Here is a 19,455-nt window from a genome sequence, read left to right as displayed (position 1 = left end):
CGCGGCCGGGCGGAACGCGGCCGGGCGGAACGCGGCCGGGCGGAACGCGGCCGGGCGGCGCTGACCGTGCCGACGGGACTGTTTCCGAGGGAACGGCGGACCGTCGCTCCCGGCGCGGTGCACGTGCCGGGGTGGCTGTCGGCCGAGCGGCAGCGGGAGCTGGTGGTGGCCTGCCGGGAATGGGCGCGGGGGCCGGTGCCGCTGCGGCACACGGAGCTGCCGGGCGGCGGGGTGATGTCGGTGCGGACGGTCTGCCTGGGGTGGCACTGGCGGCCGTACCGCTACGTCCGCACCGCCGACGACGTGAACGGCGCCCGGGTCGCGGACTTCCCCCGGTGGCTGGCCGAGCTGGGCCGGGCGGCGGTGGCCGAGGCGTACGAGGACGAGACCGCGGGGCGGGCGTACGCGCCGGACGCGGGGCTGGTGAACTTCTACGACGCCACGGCCCGGATGGGCATGCACCAGGACCGGGAGGAGCTCTCCGGGGCCCCGGTGGTGTCGCTCAGCATCGGCGACACCTGTGTCTTCCGGTTCGGTAACACGGAGGACCGGGGGCGTCCCTGGACGGACGTGGAGCTGGAGTCCGGTGATCTCTTCGTGTTCGGCGGCCCGTCGCGGTTCGCCTTCCACGGGGTGCCGAAGGTGTACCCGGGGACGGCCGGCCCGGATACGGGGATGCGGGCCGGCCGGCTCAATCTGACGCTGCGGGAGACCGGTCTCGACGACCGGTGACCGGCGGGTGGGCAGGGCGGGTCAGCGGCGTTCGCGTGAGTTGCCGAAGAGCAGCCGGTAGACGATGAGCAGCACCAGGGAGCCCGCGATGGCGGCCACCCAGGTGGCGAGGTCGAAGAAGTCGTCGTTGATGGGACGGTCGAGGAACTTCGCGGAGAGCCAGCCCCCGACGAACGCTCCGGCGATCCCGATGAGGGTCGTGATGATGATGCCGCCGGGATCGCGTCCCGGCAGCAGGACCTTGGCTATGACTCCGGCGACAAGCCCGAGGATGATCCACGCGATGATGCCCATGTGACCCGCCTACCCCTTTCCTGGTTACGGAACCAGGGACGCGCGCGGGGTCGGATCGGTTGCCCGGCGGGTCCGGCCGAGGGGCCGTCGCTACCGGGCGGCGAAGGGCTGGTCGGTGGGGACGACCTCCTTGCCGAACGGCATCAGCGACACCGGGATCAGCTTGAAGTTCGCGATGGCCAGCGGGATGCCGATGATGGTGACGAAGAGCGCGATGCCGGTCACGATGTGGCCGAGCGCCAGCCACCACCCGGCGAGGACCAGCCAGAGGACGTTGCCGACGCAGGAGGCGCCGCCCGCGTCGCGTCGGTCGACCACCATGTAGCCGAACGGCCAGAGGGCGTAGAGGCCGATACGGAACGCGGCCACGCCGAAGGGGATGCCGATGATCGTGATGCAGAGGACGAGACCGGCGGCGAGGTAGCCGAGGCACATCCAGAACCCGCACAGGACCAGCCATATGACGTTCAGGATCGTCTTCACGGTCGATGACCTGCCATCTTCTCTAGTCGGGCGATGCGCTCCGCCATCGGCGGATGCGTGGAGAACATCTTGGACAGACCCTGGCCGGGCCGGAACGGGTTCGCGATCATCATGTGGCTCGCGGTCTCGATGCGCGGCTCGGGCGGCAGCGGGAGCTGTTTGGTGCCCGCGTCGAGTTTGGCCAGGGCGCTCGCCAGGGCGAGCGGGTCGCCGGTGAGCTGGGCTCCGGAGGCGTCGGCCTCGTATTCGCGGGAGCGGCTCACGGCGAGCTGGATGACGGAGGCGGCGAGCGGGCCCAGGATCATCACGAGGAGCAGGCCGAAGATGCCGGGCCCCTCGTCGTCGCTGGAGCGGCCGACCGGGATCAGCCAGGCGAAGTTGACCAGGAACATCACGACGGAGGCGAGTGCTCCGGCTACGGAGGAGATCAGGATGTCGCGGTTGTAGACGTGGCTCAGCTCGTGGCCGAGGACCCCGCGCAGTTCGCGTTCGTCCAGGATCTGGAGGATGCCGTCGGTGCAGCAGACGGCGGCGTTGCGCGGGTTGCGTCCGGTGGCGAAGGCGTTGGGTGCCTGGGTGGGCGAGATGTAGAGCCGGGGCATCGGCTGGCGGGCGGCGGTGGAGAGCTCGCGCACGATGCGGTAGATCGTGGGGGCCTCGAACTCGCTGACGGGCCGCGCCCGCATCGCCCGCAGGGCCAGCTTGTCGCTGTTCCAGTACGCGTAGGCGTTGGTGGCGACCGCCACGAGGAGCGCGACGATCAGGCCCGTACGCCCGAAGAAGCTGCCGATGACGATGATCAGTGCGGACAGGCCGCCGAGGAGTACGGCGGTCTTGAGCCCGTTGTGCCGGCGGTGCACGGTACGCCCTCCAAATGGTGCAGCAGGGGAACCCTTGCTCGATAGGGGTCCACTTCTCAGTGGAACTTCCCGCTCTGGTCAACGCCAGGCGAGGTGAGCTAGTTCCCTTGTGCGCGGGCCCGGAGGGCGGGGCCCGCGCGGCTGAACGGCGGCGGAGGGGCGGGAAAACCCCTGGGTGAGCCGTACGGGTGGCCGCGGGGGCCGTGCGCGGGCTCCGGAGGCCGTCAGCGCTGGGCGGGGAGCTTCTGGCTGCCCGCGGGCTTCCCGGTGATCTGCTCGGCGAGCGCCACGGCGGCCGGGTCGGGCTCGACCTCGCTGGTGCAGTGGCCGCAGCGCGAGGCGATGGCCGGGATGGCGGTGTAGCAGCGCGGGCAGTCGCGCAGGGCCGCCTTGATGTCGGCGGGCTCGTCGGTCTTCTTCGCGGTGAAGCGGTCCTGGACCTTCTGCATGGGGACGACGACGCAGAAGTAGAGCACGGCGGCGGTGATGACGAAGGCGATGGCCGCGGCGATGAAGAGGCCGTAGGGGAACGTGACGCCCTCGACGTCGAACGACGCCTTGTTGAAGTCGCCGGTGCCCCGGGTGATGACGCCGATGAGCGGCACGATGAACGCGTTGCTGAATCCGGTGACGACGGCGGTGAAGGCCGCTCCCACGGCGAGGCCGATCGCCATGGAGATGACGTTGCCCCGCAGGATGAAGTCCTTGAATCCGTTCAGCACTGCGCTGTCTCCCTCGTTCCGCTCGTCGCGCTCTTCGCACCGGGTCCCGCGCCCGGTGCGTGATGTCTGCACGGAGACCCTGCCCTGTCCCGGCCCGCCGGGGCAAACCCGTGAGGTGAGGGCCGGGACGGAGGTCCGGGAACCGTCAGAAAAGCATTCCGCCGGCGAACCTCAGAACGATCTGCGGCGCCCCGGAGAGGACGAGCGCGGCGGCGGTGGTGAGGACGAGCGCGGCGACGAGGGGGGCCGGGGCGGCGGCCGTACGGCCCTCCGCGGCCACCGGGGAGGCGGCCGGGGCGGCTTCCGCCGGGCTCGGGGCGGCCTCCGCGCCCCGGAAGAGCAGCGCGGTCCACTTGAGGTAGTAGGCGAGGGCGATCACCACGTTGGCGGCCATCACGACGGCGAGCCAGCCCAGGCCCGCGTCGACGGCGGACCGGAAGACGGTGACCTTGGCGAAGAGGCCGATGATGCCCGGCGGCAGGCCGGCCAGGCAGAGCAGGAAGAAGGCCAGCGCCAGGGCGGTCAGCGGGCTGCGGGCGTGGAGGCCGCGGTAGTCGGTGAGGCGGTTGCCGGGGCTCGTACGGGCGACGAGCGCGGCGACCGCGAAGGCGCCGAGGTTCACCACGGCGTACATCAGGGCGTACGCGACGGTGGAGCCCGCTTGCAGGTCGTCGGTGTACGCGCCCGCGGCGACCGGCACCAGGAGGTAGCCGGCCTGGCCGACGGAGGACCAGGCGAGCAGGCGTACGGCGCTGCGGGAGCGGGCGGGGTCCTGGCGGAGGGCGGCGACGTTGCCGACGGTCATGGTGAGCGCGGCGAGGACGGCGAGGGCCGGTCCCCACACGTCCGCGTAGGCGGGGAAGGCGAGCACGGTGACCAGGATCAGGCCCGAGAAGCCGACCGCCTTGCCGACGACGGAGAGGTACGCGGCGATGGGCAGCGGGGCGCCGACGTAGGTGTCGGGGACCCAGAAGTGGAAGGGCGCGGCGGCGGTCTTGAAGGCGAAGCCGACGAGGGTGAGCGCCACGCCCGTCGCCGCGAGGGTGGTGAACCGGGCGGGTACGTCGTCGAGGGCCTCGGCCAGTTCGGTGAGGTGGGTGGTGCCGGTGGCCGCGTACACGAAGCTGACGCCGAGGAGCATCACGGCGGTCGCGGTGACGGACGACAGGAAGAACTTGAGGGCCGCCTCGGAGGAGCGGCGGTCGCCGCGCTTGATGCCGACGAGGGCGAAGGCGGGGAGCGAGGCGACTTCCAGGGCGACGACGAGGGTGATCAGGTCGCGGGAGGCGGGCAGCAGCGCCGCGCCGGAGGCCGAGGAGAGCAGCAGGAACCAGAACTCGCCGGCGGGCAGCTTCCGGGTGTCGTCGAGCGAGAGCAGCGCGGTGAGCAGCGCCCCGGCGAGGACCAGGGCCTGGATGACGAGGGCGAAGCCGTCGGCGGTGTAGCTGCACGCCCGTCCCGCGCCGGGGGCGGTGGCGTCCACGCAGAAGGTGGAGCGGTGGCCGCCCAGCAGCGGGACCAGGAAGGCGAGGGCGACGACGAGCCCGGCGACGGTGGCGTACCCGAGGAGCGGTTTGTGGCGCTCGGCGAGGAAGAGGTCGGCGACGAGGACGGCGAGGGCCAGCACCGCGACGACGAGGGGAGGCGCGACGGCGAGCCAGTCGACGGACTGGACGAGTCCGGCGGCCGACTCCACCTGCGTCGCTCCGGCCGGGCCCGTCGTTGCGGGGCCCGGGGCCGCTTCGGCGGCGGCGGTCACGAGGTCCGTGATCACGACTTGCCTCCTGCGAGGAGCTTCTGCACGGCCGGGTCGGTGAGTCCCAGGAGGACGGCGGGCCAGAGTCCGGCGAGGACGGTGAGGGCGACGAGCGGGGTCCAGGCGGCGAACTCGTACGGGCGGACGTCCGCGATCTCCGCGGTGGCGGCGGCCTCCGCGATGGAGACGGACTCCGTGGTGGCGACGGACTCCGCGGTGGCGACCGCTTCGGTGGCGGTGACCGCTTCGGTGACCGTGGCCACCGCGGTCGCCGTGGGGGCCGCGGGCCGGCTCCCCGGCATTCCGCCGGCGCCGAGGCCGGTGCCGCCGCCCGGGCGCGCGGGGGGTTCGCCCATGCAGACCCGGCGGACCACGACGAGCATGTACGCGGCGGTGAGCAGGGTGCCGAACGCGCCGATCGCCGTGAACGTCAGGAAGGCGGGGCGGCTGAGGCCTCCGGCCGGGTCGAAGGCGCCGAACAGGGTGAGCATCTCGCCCCAGAACCCGGCGAGGCCGGGGAGCCCGAGGGAGGCCACGGCGGCGAAGGCGAGCAGGGCGCCGAGGCGGGGCGCGCGGCCGTAGAGGGCGGCGCCGGTGGCCCCGGCGAGGGTGTCGAGGTCGGCGGTGCCGTGACGGTCCTTCACCGCGCCGACGAGGAAGAACAGCAGGCCGGTGATGAGGCCGTGGGCGATGTTGGCGAAGAGCGCGCCGTTCACGCCGGTGGGGGTCATCGAGGCGATGCCGAGGAGCACGAAGCCCATGTGGCCGACGGAGGAGTACGCGATCAGGCGCTTGAGGTCGCCCTTGGCGCCCGGACGGGCGAGAGCGAGGCAGGCGAGCGATCCGTAGACGATCCCGGCGACCGCGAGGGCGCCGAGGTACGGCGCGAAGGTGTGCATGCCCTCGGGGGCGATCGGCAGGAGCACGCGGACGAATCCGTACGTGCCCATCTTCAGCATCACGCCCGCCAGCAGTACCGAGCCGACCGTGGGGGCGGCGGTGTGCGCGTCGGGGAGCCAGCTGTGCAGCGGCCACATCGGGGTCTTCACCGCGAGCCCGATCCCGATCGCCAGAACGGCGATGACCTGCACGGACGTGGAGAGGCCGCGGCCGTTGTCCGTGGCGAGTGCCACCATGTCGAAGGTGCCGCCGTCCAGTCCCACGAGCAGCAGTCCGAGCAGCATGACCACGGATCCGAGCACCGTGTAGAGGACGAATTTCGAGGCCGCGGCCTGCTTGCCCTCGCCGCCCCAGCGGGCGATGAGGAAGTACATCGGGATGAGGACCATCTCGAAGGCGAGGAAGAAGAGCAGCAGGTCCAGCACGGCGAAGGTCGCCAGCGTGCCGGACTCCAGCAGCAGGATCAGGGCGACGAAAGCCCTCGGGGACGGGCCCGCGGGCATCTTGAAGTAGCTGTACAGCGCGCAGAGGAAGGTCAGGAGCGCGGTGAGGACGACCAGGGGGAGAGAGATGCCGTCGATGCCGAGGTGGATGCGGACGTCCAGCGCCGGGATCCAGCCGATGTCGGTGGTGGCCTGCGTCGTCGACGCGTGGTCGCGGTCGAAGCCGGCCGCCAGCGCCAGGGTGACGAGGAGGATCACGCCGGTCACGGTCACGCCGTGGCGGAGCACGGCCTGGTCGGGGTCACGGCCCTTCAGCCCGGGCGGGGCGGGGAGCAGGGCGGTGACGGCGCCCACCAGCGGGCCGACGACGGCCAGTGCCAGCAGGGCCTGCATCACGGACGGGCTGATATCGATCACGGTTCACGCCCCGGCGTTGACGTTGGCATAGACGACGACGGCGATCGTCAGGACGAGTGACCCGGCGAGCAGGGCGGAGACGTAGGTCTGCGCGTTGCCGGTCTGGGCGCGGCGGACGGCGGTGCCGAGCAGCCGTGCGGTGGTGCCCGAGCCGCGTACGTACGTGTCGACGACCTCGCGGTCCAGGAAGCGGACGAGGCGGGCGGCGGAGAGCACGGGGCGTACGAACAGCCGTGAGTAGAGGGCGTCCAGGTGGAAGCCGGCGGCTGCGGAGGCGTGCAGGGGGCCGAGCAGCAGGCGTCCGGGGTCGGCCGGGTCGGCGGCGTCCGCGATGTCGCCGTGGACGGCGGCGTGGGCGCTGATGGCCTCGGCCTCCACCAGGGCGGGTTCGGCCCGCGGGTGGGCGGTGACCGCGCCCAGGGGGTGGAGCGCGGCGTGCGCGGTGGTGTGCCGCCACGCCGCGTAGGTGACGAGTCCGCCGATGACTCCGACGCCCGTGGAGAGGACGGCGGTGGTCAGCGTCGGGGTGAGGCTGTGCCCGTCGAACCAGTCGCCGATCACCCCGACGGTCAGGCCGAAGCCGAGAGTGGGGACGGCCAGCACCCAGAGCACGGAGGTCATCGCGGCGGGCTGCCTGCCGTGGTCCGGCACGGCGGGGCCGCGGCCCCGGAAGGTGAGCAGCCAGAGCCGCACGGCGTATCCGGCGGTGAGCACGGCGGCCAGCAGCCCGGCGATCAGGATCGTCCAGCCGGCGGCGGCCGGGGCGACGTGGCGGTCGCCGAGGGCGGTGTGCTCGGCGGCGACGAGGACGGCTTCCTTGGAGAAGAAGCCGGCGAACGGCGGGATCGCGGCCAGCGCCAGCAGGGCGACGGTCATCGTCCAGTAGGCGTCGGGGATGCGCTTGGCCAGGCCGCCCATGCGGGACATGGCGGCGAGCGAGTTGGTGCCGGTGGCGTGGATGACGACCCCGGCGGCGAGGAAGAGGACGGCCTTGAAGGCGCCGTGCGACAGGAGGTGGAAGACGGCGGCCCCCCGGTCGCCGACGGCCAGCGCCCCGGCCATGTAGCCGAGCTGGCCGAGGGTCGAGTAGGCGAGTACGCGTTTGATGTCGTCCTGCGCCAGCGCGGCCAGCCCTGAGCCGACCATCGTGACGGCGGCCATCACGGAGAGGACGACGAGGGCGGCGCCGGAGGCGGCGAAGACGGGCAGCAACCGGGCCACGAAGTAGATCCCGGCGGCCACCATCGTCGCGGCGTGGATCAGCGCGGAGACGGGTGTCGGGCCGGCCATCGCGTCGGGCAGCCAGGTGTGCAACGGGAACTGCGCGGACTTGCCCGCCACCCCGGCGAGCAGCAGCAGCGCGATGACGGTGGGGTGGTCGAGGCCGCCGCCCGCGACCGCGCCGAGGATGCCGGTGATGCGGAAGGTGCCGGTGTCGGCGGCGAGTGCGAAGAGGCCGATCAGGAAGGGGACGTCGCCGAGCTTGGTGACCAGGAACGCCTTGAGGGAGGCGGCGCGCGCCTCGGGCGTCTCCCAGTAGTGACCGACGAGGAAGTACGAGCAGATGCCCATGACCTCCCAGCCGACCAGCAGCACCATCAGGTCGCCGGAGTAGACGACGAGCAGCATCGCGGAGGTGAAGAGGGAGACGAGCGCCGCGTAGGAGGGGTAGCGGGGGTCGTCGCGGAGGTACGCGAGCGAGTAGACCTGCACGCAGGTCGCGACGAGTCCGACGAGCACGGCGACGAGCACCGCGAAGCCGTCCAGGTGGAGGGCGAGGTCGATCGGCACCGAGCCGGTGGGGGTCAGCCGGGTCGAGGCGTCGATGGCCCGGCCACCGCCCTGGCCGACGGCGACGACCACGGCGAGCACGGCCGCGGCGAGCACCGGGAGGACGGCGAGCGGCCGGACGAACCCGGGGACGGTGCGGCCGAGCAGCAGCCCGGCGACGGCCCCGAGGAACGGCAGCAGGGGGACGAGGACCGCGAGGGTCGTGGTGGTCACGCGGTGGCCTCTGTCTTCCTTGCCTTCCCCGCCGGGTCGGCCGGGTCTTCGGTGGTGCCGGGAGCGCCCTCGCCGAGGGGCTCGCCGTCGCCGGCCCACTCGTCGGGGAGGGCCTCGGCGGCGTCGGTCTCGGCGGTGTCGCGGAGCCGGTCGACGTCGGAGGTGCCGCGGTTGCGGTAGACGGCCAGCACGATCGCCAGACCGATGCCGATCTCGGCCGCGGCGATGGCGATGGTGAAGAGGGTGAGGGCCTGGCCGGCGTGGAGCGAGTCGCGGAGCCAGACGTCGAAGGCGACCAGGTTGAGGTTGACGGCGTTGAGCATCAGCTCGACGGACATCAGGACCAGGATCGCGTTGCGGCGGGCGAGCACGCCGTAGACGCCGACGCAGAAGAGAAGGACGGCGAGCACGGCGGGATAGGCGAGGTGCATCAGCTGGTCCCTTCTTCGCGGGCGTCGGGGGCGGACGGGCCGGTGGATCCGGCCGCGCCTCCGGCGCGAGCCCGCCCGGTGGCGGCGGGCGGGCGGCGGTCGGGCTTGCCGCTTCCCGGCTTGCGGCTTCCCGGCGTACGGCTGCCGGGCTTGCCGCGTCCGGGCTTGCTGCGGGCGCCGGGGAGGGCGCCGCGTGTCTCGGGGTCCCGGCGGGACAGCACGATCGCTCCCACCAGGGCGGCGAGCAGCAGCACGGAGAGCGCCTCGAACGGCAGCACCCAGTGGCGGAAGAGGAAGGTTCCGGTGACGGCGGTGGAGCCCTGCGCGGGCCCGTCGAGCCCGATCCAGGTGGTGCGGAACGCGTCCACGACGACCCAGACGAGGGCCGCCGCCGCGGCGGCGGCCACGCCGAGCGCGACCCACCGGTTCTCCGAGTCGGCGTCCGGCGACCGGCCGATCGGGGCCCGGGTGAGCATCAGGCCGAAGAGGAGGAGGACCACGACGGAGCCGACGTAGATGAGCACCTGGACCCAGGCGATGAACTCCGCCGTCAGCAGGAGGTACTCGACCGCGAGGCCGCCGAGCGTGACGACGAGCCAGAGCGCGGCGTGCACCAGCTGACGGGTGGTGACGGAGACGAGAGCCGCTCCGAGGGTGACCAGGCCGACCAGGACGAACGCGATCTCGACGCCGGACGGGGAGAGGAAACCGGGGTGGGCCGCCGCGCTCGCGGCGAGTGCGGGCATCATGCCTGGCCCTCCTGGTCGCGCTGCTGCTCGGCCTGCGCCGCCTGTTCCGCCTGTTCCTCCTGGGCGCGCTGAGCTTCCTGGGCGCGCTGGGCGTCGAGCTTCTCCGCCGTCTTGCGAGCGGCGGCGAGCTCCTTCGGCTCCTCGGCGCCCGGGTCGAGCGCGGGCGGCTCCGGCACGGTCCACATCCAGTCGCGGAGCTTGTCGCGCTCGTGGGTGAGGTCGCGGATGTCCGTCTCGGCGTACTCGAACTCCGGCGACCAGAAGAGGGCGTCGAAGGGGCAGACCTCGATGCAGATACCGCAGTACATGCAGAGGGAGAAGTCGATGGCGAAGCGGTCGAGGACGTTGCGGGAACGCTCGCGTCCGCCGGGGGCGGCGGGCGGGCTCGTCTCCTTGTGCGAGTCGATGTAGATGCACCAGTCGGGGCACTCGCGGGCGCAGAGCATGCAGACCGTGCAGTTCTCCTCGAACAGCCCGATGACGCCTCGGGAGCGCGGCGGGAGTTCGGGCTGCGCGTCCGGGTACTGCGCGGTGACCGTCCGCCTGGTCATGGTCCGCAGGGTGACGGCGAGACCCTTGGCGAGGCCGGAGCCGGGGATCGGAGGCACTAGTTGATCGCCACCTTCACGATGCCGGTGAGCGCGATCTGCGCGAGGGCGAGCGGGATGAGCGTGGTCCAGGCGAGCTTCTGGAGCTGGTCCTCGCGCAGGCGCGGGAAGGTGACCCGCAGCCAGATGACGACGAACGCGAGGAGCGCCGTCTTCACCAGGGTCCAGAGCCAGCCGAGGCTCTCCCCGCCGAACGGACTGTGCCAGCCGCCGAGGAAGAGCACGGTGGTCAGGCCGCACAGGACGACGATCCCGGCGTACTCGGCGAGCAGGAAGAGCGCGAAGCGCAGTCCGGTGTACTCGGTGTAGGCGCCGAAGATGATCTCCGAGTCGGCCACCGGCATGTCGAAGGGGGGCCGCTGGAGTTCGGCGAGCCCGGCGACGAAGAAGATCAGGCCGCCGGTGATCTGCCAGGGCAGCCACCACCACTCGAACGCGTCCACGATCCCGGGCAGCGACACCGTCCCGGCGGCCATCGCCACGGAGGCGGCGGCGAGCAGCATCGGCAGCTCGTACGCGAGGAGCTGGGCGGCGGTACGGAGTCCGCCGAGCAGCGAGAACTTGTTGGCGGAGGCCCACCCGGCCATCAGCGAGCCCAGGACGCCGATCCCCATGACGGCGAGCACGAAGAAGATCCCCGCGTCGACGGCCTGGCCGACCGCGCCTTCCTGGGGCCCGACCGGGATGGCGAGCACCACCAGGAGGTACGGCAACAGCGCCACCGCGGGCGCGAGCTGGAAGACGCGGCGGTCGGCGTCGGCCGGGACCACGTCCTCCTTCTGCGCGAACTTGACCCCGTCCGCGACGAGCTGCGCCCAGCCGTGGAACCCGCCCGCGTACATGGGGCCGAGGCGGCCCTGCATGTGCGCCATCACCTTGTGCTCGGTCTGGCCGACGACGAGCGGGAAGACCAGGAAGACGACGAAGACGATGAGGAGCCGGAGGGCGACGTCGAGTACGTCGTTCACGCGGTATCGCCTCCGGAGGAACGGTGATCGGGGTCTTCGGGCACGTCGGGGGTCACTTCGGGACTTTCCGGCTCTGCGGGCTCTGCGGGCTCTGCGGGCTCTGCGGGCTCTGCGGGCTCTGCGGACGGGTGTTCCGGTTCGGGTTCCACCACGGGCTCGGGTTCCGCCACGGGCTTCGCCGCCGCGGCTCCGTCGTCGAACGCGGGGCGGGCGTGGTGCCAGGGGGCGTCAGCGTTTCCGGCCGTCCGACGCGGAGCCGGGCTCACCGGGGCGCCGGAGTCCGCCGCCGGGCCGGTCCGGCGCGTGGCCCCGGTGTCCGTCGCGGGAGTCTCCGTACCGTCCGGGGTGCTCTCCGCGCGCCGGCCGGCGGAACCGGCCGAGACGCTGCGGGACCTGCGCGCGGGGCGTGCGGCCGGTGCGCCCTCGGCCGGGGCGACCCCGCCCGGAGCCCCGGTCGGGGCCGGGGCCTCCGGGGCCGGGGCGTCCGGTCCGGCCGGAGGTGCCGCGGGGGATTCGGCCGGGGGTGCCGTCGGCGGTGCGGGCGTGGTGCGCTGGCCCGCCGAGCCCTCGGTGACGCTGCGGGCTCGGCGTACCGGTCGATCCCCGGCAGCGGCGGCGCCCGCGCGGGCGCCCCGAGCGGGGCGGGCCGGGGCGGGGGGCAGCTGTCCCTTGAGCGGGCCCCACTCGTTGGGGTCGGGTACGCCCGGCGGGAGCATGGTGCGGCGCTTCGGCCCGCCGTGCTCGGACTCGCCGGGCTCCTTGGCGCCGGGCCAGGCCTTGGCGACCCGGGCCGCGAGGACGAAGTCCTTGCGCAGCGGGTGGCCCTCGAAGCCTTCGGGCAACAGCAGGGGCACCAGGTGCGGGTGGCCCTCGAAACGGATGCCGAACATCTCGTGGGTCTCGCGCTCGTGCCAGGCGGCGCCCGCGTAGACGGCGATCGCGCTGGGCAGTACGGCCGTCTCGTGCGGGACGGTCGTACGGACCAGCAGCCGCCGGACCGTACCGGTGGAGAGCGCGGCCACGTGGGCGCCGACCTGGAAGCCGGTGCCCGGTTCGTCGACGGCGCTCAGCCAGTCGAAGTAGGTGCAGCCGAGCCGGTCGCGCGCGGTCTCCAGCGCCGCGGTCCAGGTGTCGGCGGGTACGTCCACGGTGAGCAGGTCGTACGCGTACGCGGCGGTCGCCCCCTCGCCGAAGAGCCCGGTGACGGCCTCGGCGGCGGTGGCCGCGTCGGCGTCGAGCAGCCGGTCGTACAGGTGCGCGGGGGTCTCGGAAGCGTTCACCGCGACTCCCCGGGCTCGGCGGGCGGGGCGACCAGCCCGCTGGTCAGCGCGGCGGTCGAGGGCCGTGCGGCGGGGTCCGTCGCGTAACGCTCCGCCAGGGACTCGCGGGCGATCCGGTCCTGGAGCTTGAGGATGCCCTGGAGCAGCGCCTCCGGCCGGGGCGGGCAGCCGGGTACGTACACGTCGACGGGGATGATCTGGTCGACGCCCTTCGTGACGGAGTACGAGTCCCAGTACGGGCCGCCGCAGTTGGAGCAGGCGCCGAAACTGATCACGTACTTCGGCTCGGGCATCTGCTCGTACAGCCGCTTCACGGCCGGGGCCATCTTGTCCGTCACCGTGCCCGAGACGACCATCAGGTCGGCCTGGCGCGGGCCCGGGGCGAAGGGGATCACGCCGAGCCGCATGAAGTCGTGGCGGGACATCGAGGCGGCGATGAACTCGATGGCGCAGCAGGCCAGGCCGAAGTTGAAGACCCAGAGGCTGTAGCGGCGGCCCCAGTTCAGGACCACCTTCATCGGTTCCGGCGCGAGGCGGGACAGCACGCCGAGCCGCCTGGGCTCGGGCAGCGGGACCGGCCCGGGGCCGGTCACCATCTCCTGCGTTCCGGTCGCGGGCTGCGGCTCGGGGGCCGGCAGGCTCGTCACGCCCATGTGAGGACGCCCTTCTTCCATGCGTAGAGCAGTCCCACGGCGAGGAAGCCGAGGAAGACGAACATTTCCACCAGGGTGGTCGCGCCGAATCCGGGCGCGGCGAACACGGTCGCCCAGGGGAAGAGGAAGACCGAGTCGACGGCGAAGATCACGTAGAGGAAGGCGTAGACGTAGTAGCGGACCTGGGTGTGTGCCCAGCCCTCCCCCACGGGGTCCACGCCGCACTCGTAGGTGAGAAGTTTCTCGGGCGTCGGCACCACGGGCCTGAGCAGGCGAGCCGCCCCGAAGGCGGCGGCGACGAAGAGCACGCCGACGAGGGCGAGCAGTCCGACCACCGAGTAGCTGTGGAAGTAATCCGACGCGAGAGCGGTCGGCTCCGGCAGTTCCGGCACGTCCGCCACGTCCGTTCCTCGCTCCCTCGAACCGTTCGACGACCTGTACGCACGGGAGTCTAGGCCCTGTTAAAGAGACGGTAAGCAGCCGCGTCCCGGGCGGGGAGGGGGCCGGCCGTGCGGCAGGGCCCGGGGCAGCGGGGTGCGGCGGGGGCAGCGGTGTCCGGCAGCGGGCCGGGGTGCGGCGGGACGGCGGTGCGTGGTGGGGGCCGGGGTGCGGCGGTGCGGCGGGGCGGCAGGGCGGCAGGGCGGCAGGGCATGGTGAGGGCCGGGGCGGCGGTGCGTGGTGGGGGCCGGGGCGGGGGTGGGGTTATCCCCACTTCTTCGCACCCACGAGCCCCATGGCGTGCGCGGGGGTCGGACCGGCAGGCTGGGACGCATGACGACGAGCCCCTCCGAGCCACCCCCCGAGCCACCCGCCGAGAGCCCCGCCGAGAGCCCTGCCGAGAGCGCTGCCGAGACCACCTCGGTGAGCGTCTCCGGGCCGGACGCCCTCCGGCCGCCCCGCCTGCGCCCGGCCCTCGACGTATGGACGTGGAAGGAGATCGCCCATCTGCTGGCGAACCTGCTGACCACGATCATCGGCTTCGTCTACGCGGTCGTGCTGGTCAGTGTGGGTGCCGGGCTCTCCGTCACGGTGATCGGGCTGCCGCTGCTCGCCCTCGGCATCCAGGGCTCGCGCGGGCTGGGCCGGTTCGAGCGCGCCCGCGCCCGCGTTCTGCTCGGGGTCCATGTGGGGGAGCCGGGTGCGATCGCCCGGACCCGCCGCGAGAAGGGGTTCTTCGCCTGGCTCTGGTCGGGGCTGGGCGATCCGGTGGGCTGGCGGGCGCTGCTGTATTCGTTCATCCGATTGCCGTGGGGCGTGGTGACGTTCACCGTGACGCTGGTCGGCTTCTTCGTCCTCTGGCCGGTGCTCCCCTATGTGACGCGGGCGCTCGCCAACGTGGACCGCGCGATGGTCCGGACGCTGCTGGCGCCCTCCGACGAGCTGGAGCGGCGGATCGCCGAGCTGGAGTCGGACCGGGGTGTGGTGGTGGACACGGCGGCGGCCGACCTGCGCCGGATCGAACGCGATCTGCACGACGGCGCCCAGGCCCGGCTGGTGGCGCTCGCCATGGACCTCGGGCTGGCGAAGGAGAAGCTCACCGGCGATCCGGAGGCGGCGGCCCGGATGGTCGACGAGGCGCACGGCGAGGTGAAGGTCGCCCTCCAGGAGCTCCGCGACCTGGCCAGGGGCATCCATCCCGCCGTCCTCACCGACCGGGGCCTGGACGCGGCGCTCTCGTCGATCGCCTCGCGGTGCACGGTGCCCGTCACCGTCGGCGTCGATCTGCCGGGCCGTCCGGCCCAGGCGATCGAGGGCATCGCCTACTTCACCGTCTCCGAGCTCCTCCAGAACGTCAGCAAGCACAGCCGGGCGCGCTCGGCCGCCGTGGACGTGTGGCGCGCGGGCGACCGGCTGATGCTGCAGGTACGGGACGACGGGCAGGGCGGGGCGCGGACCGGGGGCGGCACGGGACTGGCCGGTCTGTCGGAGCGGCTGGGCGCGGTGGACGGTCTGCTGGTCGTGGAGTCGCCGGAGGGCGGCCCGACGTCGGTGACCGCCGAGCTGCCGTGGCGCGACGGGGCGGCCGGCCCCGGCTGACACCGGCGGAAACAGGAGCCGGAAGCGGCGAGGAGGGCCGGGGCGCGTGCGCCCCGGCCCTCCTCCGTACGCACGACGTGCACGCCGGGGTGGGGGTAACCCCCCACCGGATACGGAGACCGCCCTCATGGTGCGGCGCGCCCGTACGGAAGAGGCTGGAGTCCTCGGCTGGGAAGCCGCGCGCGGGCCGTGACCACGGGTCCCGCGAGAACGGCATGTGAGGAACGGCCCGTCATCGGGCTCACCCATCGGGCTCGCCCATGGAGCTCACCGGAGAACGGAAACGGACGGCAGCGATGGCCACGGCATACGGATCGGACGCACGGGACGGGCAGGGCGGTGGCTCCACCGGCTCCTGGGACCGCCCCGACGAGAAGCACTTCTTCCCGGCCGTGCTCCGCGCGCCGGTCGAGTCGCGGACCTGGCGGGAGCTGCTGTACCTCCTGCTGAGCCTGCCGGTCAGCACGGTGCTCTTCGTCCTCGTGGTGACCACGGTCTCGTTGAGCGCCGGCCTGATGGTCACCTTCCTCGGCATCCCGGTGCTCGCGGCGGGCCTGGCGGTGTGCCGGGGCTTCGGCGTCCTGGAACGCCTGCGGGCCCGCGCCCTGCTGCGGCTCGACGTCACCGGCCCGGAGCCCGTACGGGGCCGTACCGGCGGGGTGTTCTCCTGGGCCGGCGCGGCGCTCCGCAGCGGCACCTCCTGGCGCCACCTGCTCTACGGGTTCCTGCACTTCCCGTGGGCGGTCTTCGCGTTCACCGTCTCGGTGACGGTGGTGACGACCGCGTGGAGCATGTTCACGTACCCGCTCTGGGCCTGGGTCTTCCCGGCGTACGTGGGTGTCGACGGCCTCCAGCTGTACGGGGACGCGACGCACCGGGTCTACCTGGACTCGGCCTTCGAGCTGACCGCGACCTGCGGTGTCGGGCTGGTCCTCGTGCTGGTGTCGCCGTGGATCGTCCGGGGGCTGGCCTCCGTGGACCGGGTGATGGTCGGCGGGCTGCTCGGCCCGTCCCGGCTGGTCTCCCGCGTGGTGGAGCTGGAGTCGGACCGGGGCGTGGTCGTGGACACGGCGGCGGCCGACCTGCGCCGGATCGAACGCGAACTCCACGACGGCGCCCAGGCCCGGCTCGCCGCCCTCGCGATGGAGCTCGGGCTGGCGAAGGAACGCCTCTCCGAGGACCCGGACACGGCGGCGCGGCTGATCGACGGGGCGCACGGCGAGGTGAAGGTCGCCCTCCAGGAGCTCCGCGACCTCGCCAGGGACATCCACCCGGCCGTCCTCACCGACCGGGGCCTGGACGCCGCCCTCTCCTCCGTCGCCTCCCGCTGCGCGGTCCCCGTCTCCGTCGACGTGGAGCTGCCGCTCCGCCCGGGGCGTGCGGTCGAGAACCTCGCGTACGTGACGGTCTCCGAGCTGCTCCGCAACGTCACCCGGCACGCGGGTGCCACCCGCGCCTCGGTCACGGTGCGGCAGACGGCCGACCGGCAGAAGGGCCACGACCGGCCCGACCGCCCGGGACACCTGGACCGCCCGGACCACCTGGTGATCAGGGTCGACGACGACGGGCGGGGCGGCGCGGACGTGACGGCCGGCGGCCAACTGGCCGGCCTCGCCGAGCGGCTGCGGGCCGTGGACGGCAGCCTCACCGTGCGGTCCCCGGCGGGCGGCCCGACCACGGTGACCGCACGGCTCCCGTGGCGGGACTGACCGGGGCGCCCGGCGAATGCGCCGGAACGCGGGTGCGCGGGGCGCGGTGGTGCGGGCAGGATGCCCGTCGTGACCGAGCAGCCGAACGTCCTCGTCCCGCCCCGCGCCGTCCTCGACGCCTTCGGAGTCGTGGGCGGCACGCCCGTCCCCCTGGCCGGCGGTCAGGGGCGGAGCGTCCTCGTCGGCGGGTACGTGTTCAAGCCCGCGGAGGGGACGGAGGCCGAGGCCGAGTGGGCCGCCTCCCTGTTCGAGGCATTGGCACCGGGCCCCGGGTTCCGTGTCCCGCGCCCGCTCCGGACCGCCGACGGCCGGAGTCTCGTGGACGGCTGGACCGCCCACGCGTTCCTGGCCGGCACACCCGGTCCGCGAGGTCACTGGGCCGACGTGCTGAGTGCGGGCCGGGCCTTCCACGCCGCGCTGCGCGGACTCCCCCGGCCAGGTTTCCTCGGCCGGCACACCCACCCCTGGGCGGTGGCCGACCGGGTGGCGTGGGGCGAGCAGGACGCCGAGGTGATCGCGGACCTCGCCGCCCCGTTCTCGGCTCTGCTGGCGCTGAGGCGTCCGGTGCGGCAGGACGCGGCCCAGCTCGTCCACGGCGACCTCACCGGGAACGTGCTCTTCGCCCCGGACCAGGTGCCCGTGGTGATCGACTTCTCGCCGTACTGGCGGCCCCCGCTCTTCGCCGAGGCCGTGGTGATCGCGGACGGACTGCTGTGGTTCGGCCTTCCGCCCGGCTACTCCTCCGGGCTCGGGTCCGGACTCCCGTCCGGGCTGCGGTCCAGCCCTCCGTCCGCGCCGGCGGCGGGCGGTGGCCACCCGGACTGGCAGCAGATGCTGATCCGCGCGCTGATCTTCCGGCTCGTCGCGGAGAGCGAGAACGCGGGGCCGGGTGGCCGGGCGCGCCCCGGGGAGGCGGACCGGTACGTCAGGGCCGCCGAGGCGGTGCTCCGGGGACCGCAGGCGCGCCGGAGGTGAACCGCCCGACCCGTGCCTCCGTGCGCTGTCCTTTCCCGACGGCCACCTCATTCACATGATCAGAATTCCCGCATTTCTCTCCGCTGGCCCGACCGCCGATCCGACCGCCGATCCGAGCCCTGATCCGAGCCCTGATCCGTCCCCTGATCCGACCGCCGCCCCGGCTATTGACCCGACGAACACCCTCAACATGCCGAAAACGCCGAGACCGGCGGGAGCGCCGAAATCCCGGGCAGGCCGAGACGTGGCCCGTACACGGATGACGGCACCGGAAACCCGGGCGACAGCAAACCACCGAATCCTCCGCCCGCACCCTTTCCCACCAGCTTCTTCTCACCCACGGATGAACACACCGCGTGCTCCGTCGACGTACATCCGTACCCCTGCGGGACATGACCGCCCCCGTTCCGCCCGCACCGCCCCGGGCTGGGATGCTGGGGGACGGAAGTGAAAACGCCGGGCGACCGGCTCAGGACGACGACAGCGGTGGGGGAAGCGGCAACGTGGAGAACAAGGTGCGCGTAGTCATCGCCGAGGATTCGGTGCTGTTGCGGGAGGGCCTGACCCGGCTGCTCACCGATCTCGGGCACGAGGTCGTCGCCGGGGTGGGGGACGCGGAGGCGCTGCTCGCGTTGCTGGCGGAGCTCCACGCACGGCAGGAGCTGCCGGACGTGGTGGTCGCGGACGTACGGATGCCGCCGACCCACACCGACGAGGGCGTCCGGGCCGCGGTGCGGCTGCGCAAGGATCACCCGGGCGTCGGGGTGCTGGTGCTGTCGCAGTACGTGGAGGAGCGGTACGCCACCGAGCTGCTGGCCGGCAGCACGCGCGGGGTGGGCTATCTGCTGAAGGACCGGGTCGCCGACGTACGGGACTTCGTGGACGCCGTGGTGCGGGTGGCCGGGGGCGGGACCGCACTGGACCCCGAGGTGGTGGCGCAGCTGCTGGGCCGGAGCCGTAAGCAGGACGTGCTGGCGGGTCTCACGCCGCGCGAGCGGGAGGTCCTCGGCCTGATGGCGGAGGGGCGGACGAACTCCGCGGTGGCCAAGCAGCTCGTGGTGAGCGACGGCGCGGTGGAGAAGCACGTCAGCAACATCTTCCTCAAGCTCGGTCTCGCGCCGAGCGAGGGCGACCACCGCCGGGTGCTCGCGGTGCTGACGTACCTGAACTCGTAGGGTCCGCGCCGGGCCGCTCCCGAGCGGTCCGGACCGCCGGTCCGCCCCTCCGAATTCCGGACACCGCGCATTCTTGAACGGTTTTCGGCGCGATCAATCCTCCCCGGAGCGGGAATGTGCGGCCCACGTCGAAAGGACGAGAACGCACAAGTCCTCCGACCTGCCACGGAAGGCTGGATTCCGCAGGAAAATCGGAGAGAACCGGCCTCCCTTCCCGACGTCCCCCATATGATCGACGGAGGAAGGCGCCCCTTACCGA

19 protein-coding genes are annotated in these 19,455 nt (G+C 73.0%); 5 read left to right on the top strand and 14 right to left on the bottom strand.

What is annotated here, in order from left to right; all coding sequences use genetic code 11:
* Nucleotides 1-66: 66 nt before the first annotated feature.
* Complete coding sequence (locus tag ACFZAX_RS07330) at nt 67-732, top strand: alpha-ketoglutarate-dependent dioxygenase AlkB (RefSeq protein ID WP_390959961.1); 666 nt, start codon at nt 67-69, stop codon at nt 730-732.
* A 21-nt stretch (nt 733-753) separates the two neighbouring features.
* Here the strand turns inward: ACFZAX_RS07330 and ACFZAX_RS07325 are convergent, their stop codons facing one another.
* The 14 genes from ACFZAX_RS07325 to ACFZAX_RS07260 all read right to left on the bottom strand — a co-directional run bounded on the left by ACFZAX_RS07325 (nt 754) and on the right by ACFZAX_RS07260 (nt 13,692).
* Complete coding sequence (locus ACFZAX_RS07325; protein WP_327176228.1) at nt 754-1,026, bottom strand: GlsB/YeaQ/YmgE family stress response membrane protein; 273 nt, start codon at nt 1,024-1,026, stop codon at nt 754-756.
* Between the two features lie 90 nt (nt 1,027-1,116).
* A complete protein-coding gene (locus ACFZAX_RS07320) occupies nt 1,117-1,509 on the bottom strand; it encodes a YccF domain-containing protein (RefSeq protein ID WP_328721247.1) in 393 nt (130 codons plus the stop codon).
* Nucleotides 1,506-2,369 (bottom strand): zinc metalloprotease HtpX, encoded by an 864-nt coding sequence (gene htpX, locus ACFZAX_RS07315; protein ID WP_390959958.1) that lies wholly within the window; start codon nt 2,367-2,369, stop codon nt 1,506-1,508. The genes ACFZAX_RS07320 and htpX overlap by 4 nt, the downstream gene beginning before the upstream one ends.
* A gap of 224 nt (nt 2,370-2,593) precedes the next feature.
* A complete protein-coding gene (locus tag ACFZAX_RS07310) occupies nt 2,594-3,091 on the bottom strand; it encodes an MscL family protein (protein ID WP_390959956.1) in 498 nt (165 codons plus the stop codon).
* Nucleotides 3,092-3,236: 145 nt separating this feature from the next.
* Entirely contained in the window at nt 3,237-4,865 is a 1,629-nt protein-coding gene (locus ACFZAX_RS07305) for a proton-conducting transporter membrane subunit (protein ID WP_390959954.1), read from the bottom strand.
* Complete coding sequence (locus tag ACFZAX_RS07300) at nt 4,862-6,583, bottom strand: NADH-quinone oxidoreductase subunit M (protein ID WP_390960080.1); 1,722 nt, start codon at nt 6,581-6,583, stop codon at nt 4,862-4,864. Before ACFZAX_RS07300 ends, ACFZAX_RS07305 begins: the two co-directional genes overlap by 4 nt.
* A 27-nt stretch (nt 6,584-6,610) precedes the next feature.
* A complete protein-coding gene (locus ACFZAX_RS07295; RefSeq protein ID WP_390959952.1) occupies nt 6,611-8,611 on the bottom strand; it encodes an NADH-quinone oxidoreductase subunit L in 2,001 nt (666 codons plus the stop codon).
* Nucleotides 8,608-9,042: an NADH-quinone oxidoreductase subunit NuoK gene (gene nuoK / locus ACFZAX_RS07290; RefSeq protein ID WP_390959950.1), complete on the bottom strand. Its 435-nt coding sequence runs from the start codon at nt 9,040-9,042 to the stop codon at nt 8,608-8,610. The genes ACFZAX_RS07295 and nuoK overlap by 4 nt, the downstream gene beginning before the upstream one ends.
* On the bottom strand, nt 9,042-9,791 hold the full coding sequence (locus tag ACFZAX_RS07285) for an NADH-quinone oxidoreductase subunit J (RefSeq protein WP_390959948.1): 750 nt from the start codon (nt 9,789-9,791) through the stop codon (nt 9,042-9,044). The genes nuoK and ACFZAX_RS07285 overlap by 1 nt, the downstream gene beginning before the upstream one ends.
* Complete coding sequence (locus ACFZAX_RS07280) at nt 9,788-10,399, bottom strand: 4Fe-4S binding protein (protein WP_390959946.1); 612 nt, start codon at nt 10,397-10,399, stop codon at nt 9,788-9,790. Before ACFZAX_RS07280 ends, ACFZAX_RS07285 begins: the two co-directional genes overlap by 4 nt.
* Nucleotides 10,399-11,367: an NADH-quinone oxidoreductase subunit H gene (locus ACFZAX_RS07275; protein WP_390959944.1), complete on the bottom strand. Its 969-nt coding sequence runs from the start codon at nt 11,365-11,367 to the stop codon at nt 10,399-10,401. Before ACFZAX_RS07275 ends, ACFZAX_RS07280 begins: the two co-directional genes overlap by 1 nt.
* Nucleotides 11,364-12,647: an NADH-quinone oxidoreductase subunit C gene (locus ACFZAX_RS07270; RefSeq protein WP_390959942.1), complete on the bottom strand. Its 1,284-nt coding sequence runs from the start codon at nt 12,645-12,647 to the stop codon at nt 11,364-11,366. The genes ACFZAX_RS07275 and ACFZAX_RS07270 overlap by 4 nt, the downstream gene beginning before the upstream one ends.
* Nucleotides 12,644-13,300 carry an NADH-quinone oxidoreductase subunit NuoB gene (locus tag ACFZAX_RS07265; protein ID WP_390959940.1) on the bottom strand — a complete coding sequence of 219 codons (657 nt, stop codon included), beginning with the start codon at nt 13,298-13,300 and terminating at the stop codon, nt 12,644-12,646. The genes ACFZAX_RS07270 and ACFZAX_RS07265 overlap by 4 nt, the downstream gene beginning before the upstream one ends.
* A complete protein-coding gene (locus ACFZAX_RS07260; protein ID WP_390960079.1) occupies nt 13,291-13,692 on the bottom strand; it encodes an NADH-quinone oxidoreductase subunit A in 402 nt (133 codons plus the stop codon). The genes ACFZAX_RS07265 and ACFZAX_RS07260 overlap by 10 nt, the downstream gene beginning before the upstream one ends.
* Nucleotides 13,693-14,071: 379 nt before the next feature.
* Here ACFZAX_RS07260 and ACFZAX_RS07255 point away from each other — a divergent pair, with 379 nt between their 5' ends.
* The 4 genes from ACFZAX_RS07255 to ACFZAX_RS07240 all read left to right on the top strand — a co-directional run bounded on the left by ACFZAX_RS07255 (nt 14,072) and on the right by ACFZAX_RS07240 (nt 19,196).
* On the top strand, nt 14,072-15,337 hold the full coding sequence (locus tag ACFZAX_RS07255; RefSeq protein WP_390959938.1) for a sensor domain-containing protein: 1,266 nt from the start codon (nt 14,072-14,074) through the stop codon (nt 15,335-15,337).
* Nucleotides 15,338-15,633: 296 nt separating this feature from the next.
* Nucleotides 15,634-17,046 (top strand): sensor domain-containing protein, encoded by a 1,413-nt coding sequence (locus ACFZAX_RS07250; protein ID WP_390959936.1) that lies wholly within the window; start codon nt 15,634-15,636, stop codon nt 17,044-17,046.
* Between the two features lie 69 nt (nt 17,047-17,115).
* Entirely contained in the window at nt 17,116-18,021 is a 906-nt protein-coding gene (locus tag ACFZAX_RS07245; RefSeq protein ID WP_390959934.1) for an aminoglycoside phosphotransferase, read from the top strand.
* Nucleotides 18,022-18,536: 515 nt separating this feature from the next.
* Nucleotides 18,537-19,196: a response regulator gene (locus tag ACFZAX_RS07240; protein WP_390959932.1), complete on the top strand. Its 660-nt coding sequence runs from the start codon at nt 18,537-18,539 to the stop codon at nt 19,194-19,196.
* The last annotated feature ends 259 nt before the right edge of the window (nt 19,197-19,455 follow it).

This window comes from Streptomyces sp. NPDC008125 (assembly GCF_042957125.1).
Taxonomy (GTDB): domain Bacteria; phylum Actinomycetota; class Actinomycetes; order Streptomycetales; family Streptomycetaceae; genus Streptomyces.
The sequence above is the reverse complement of the archived record's forward strand: the minus strand, read 5'-3'. Positions and strand labels throughout refer to the sequence as shown.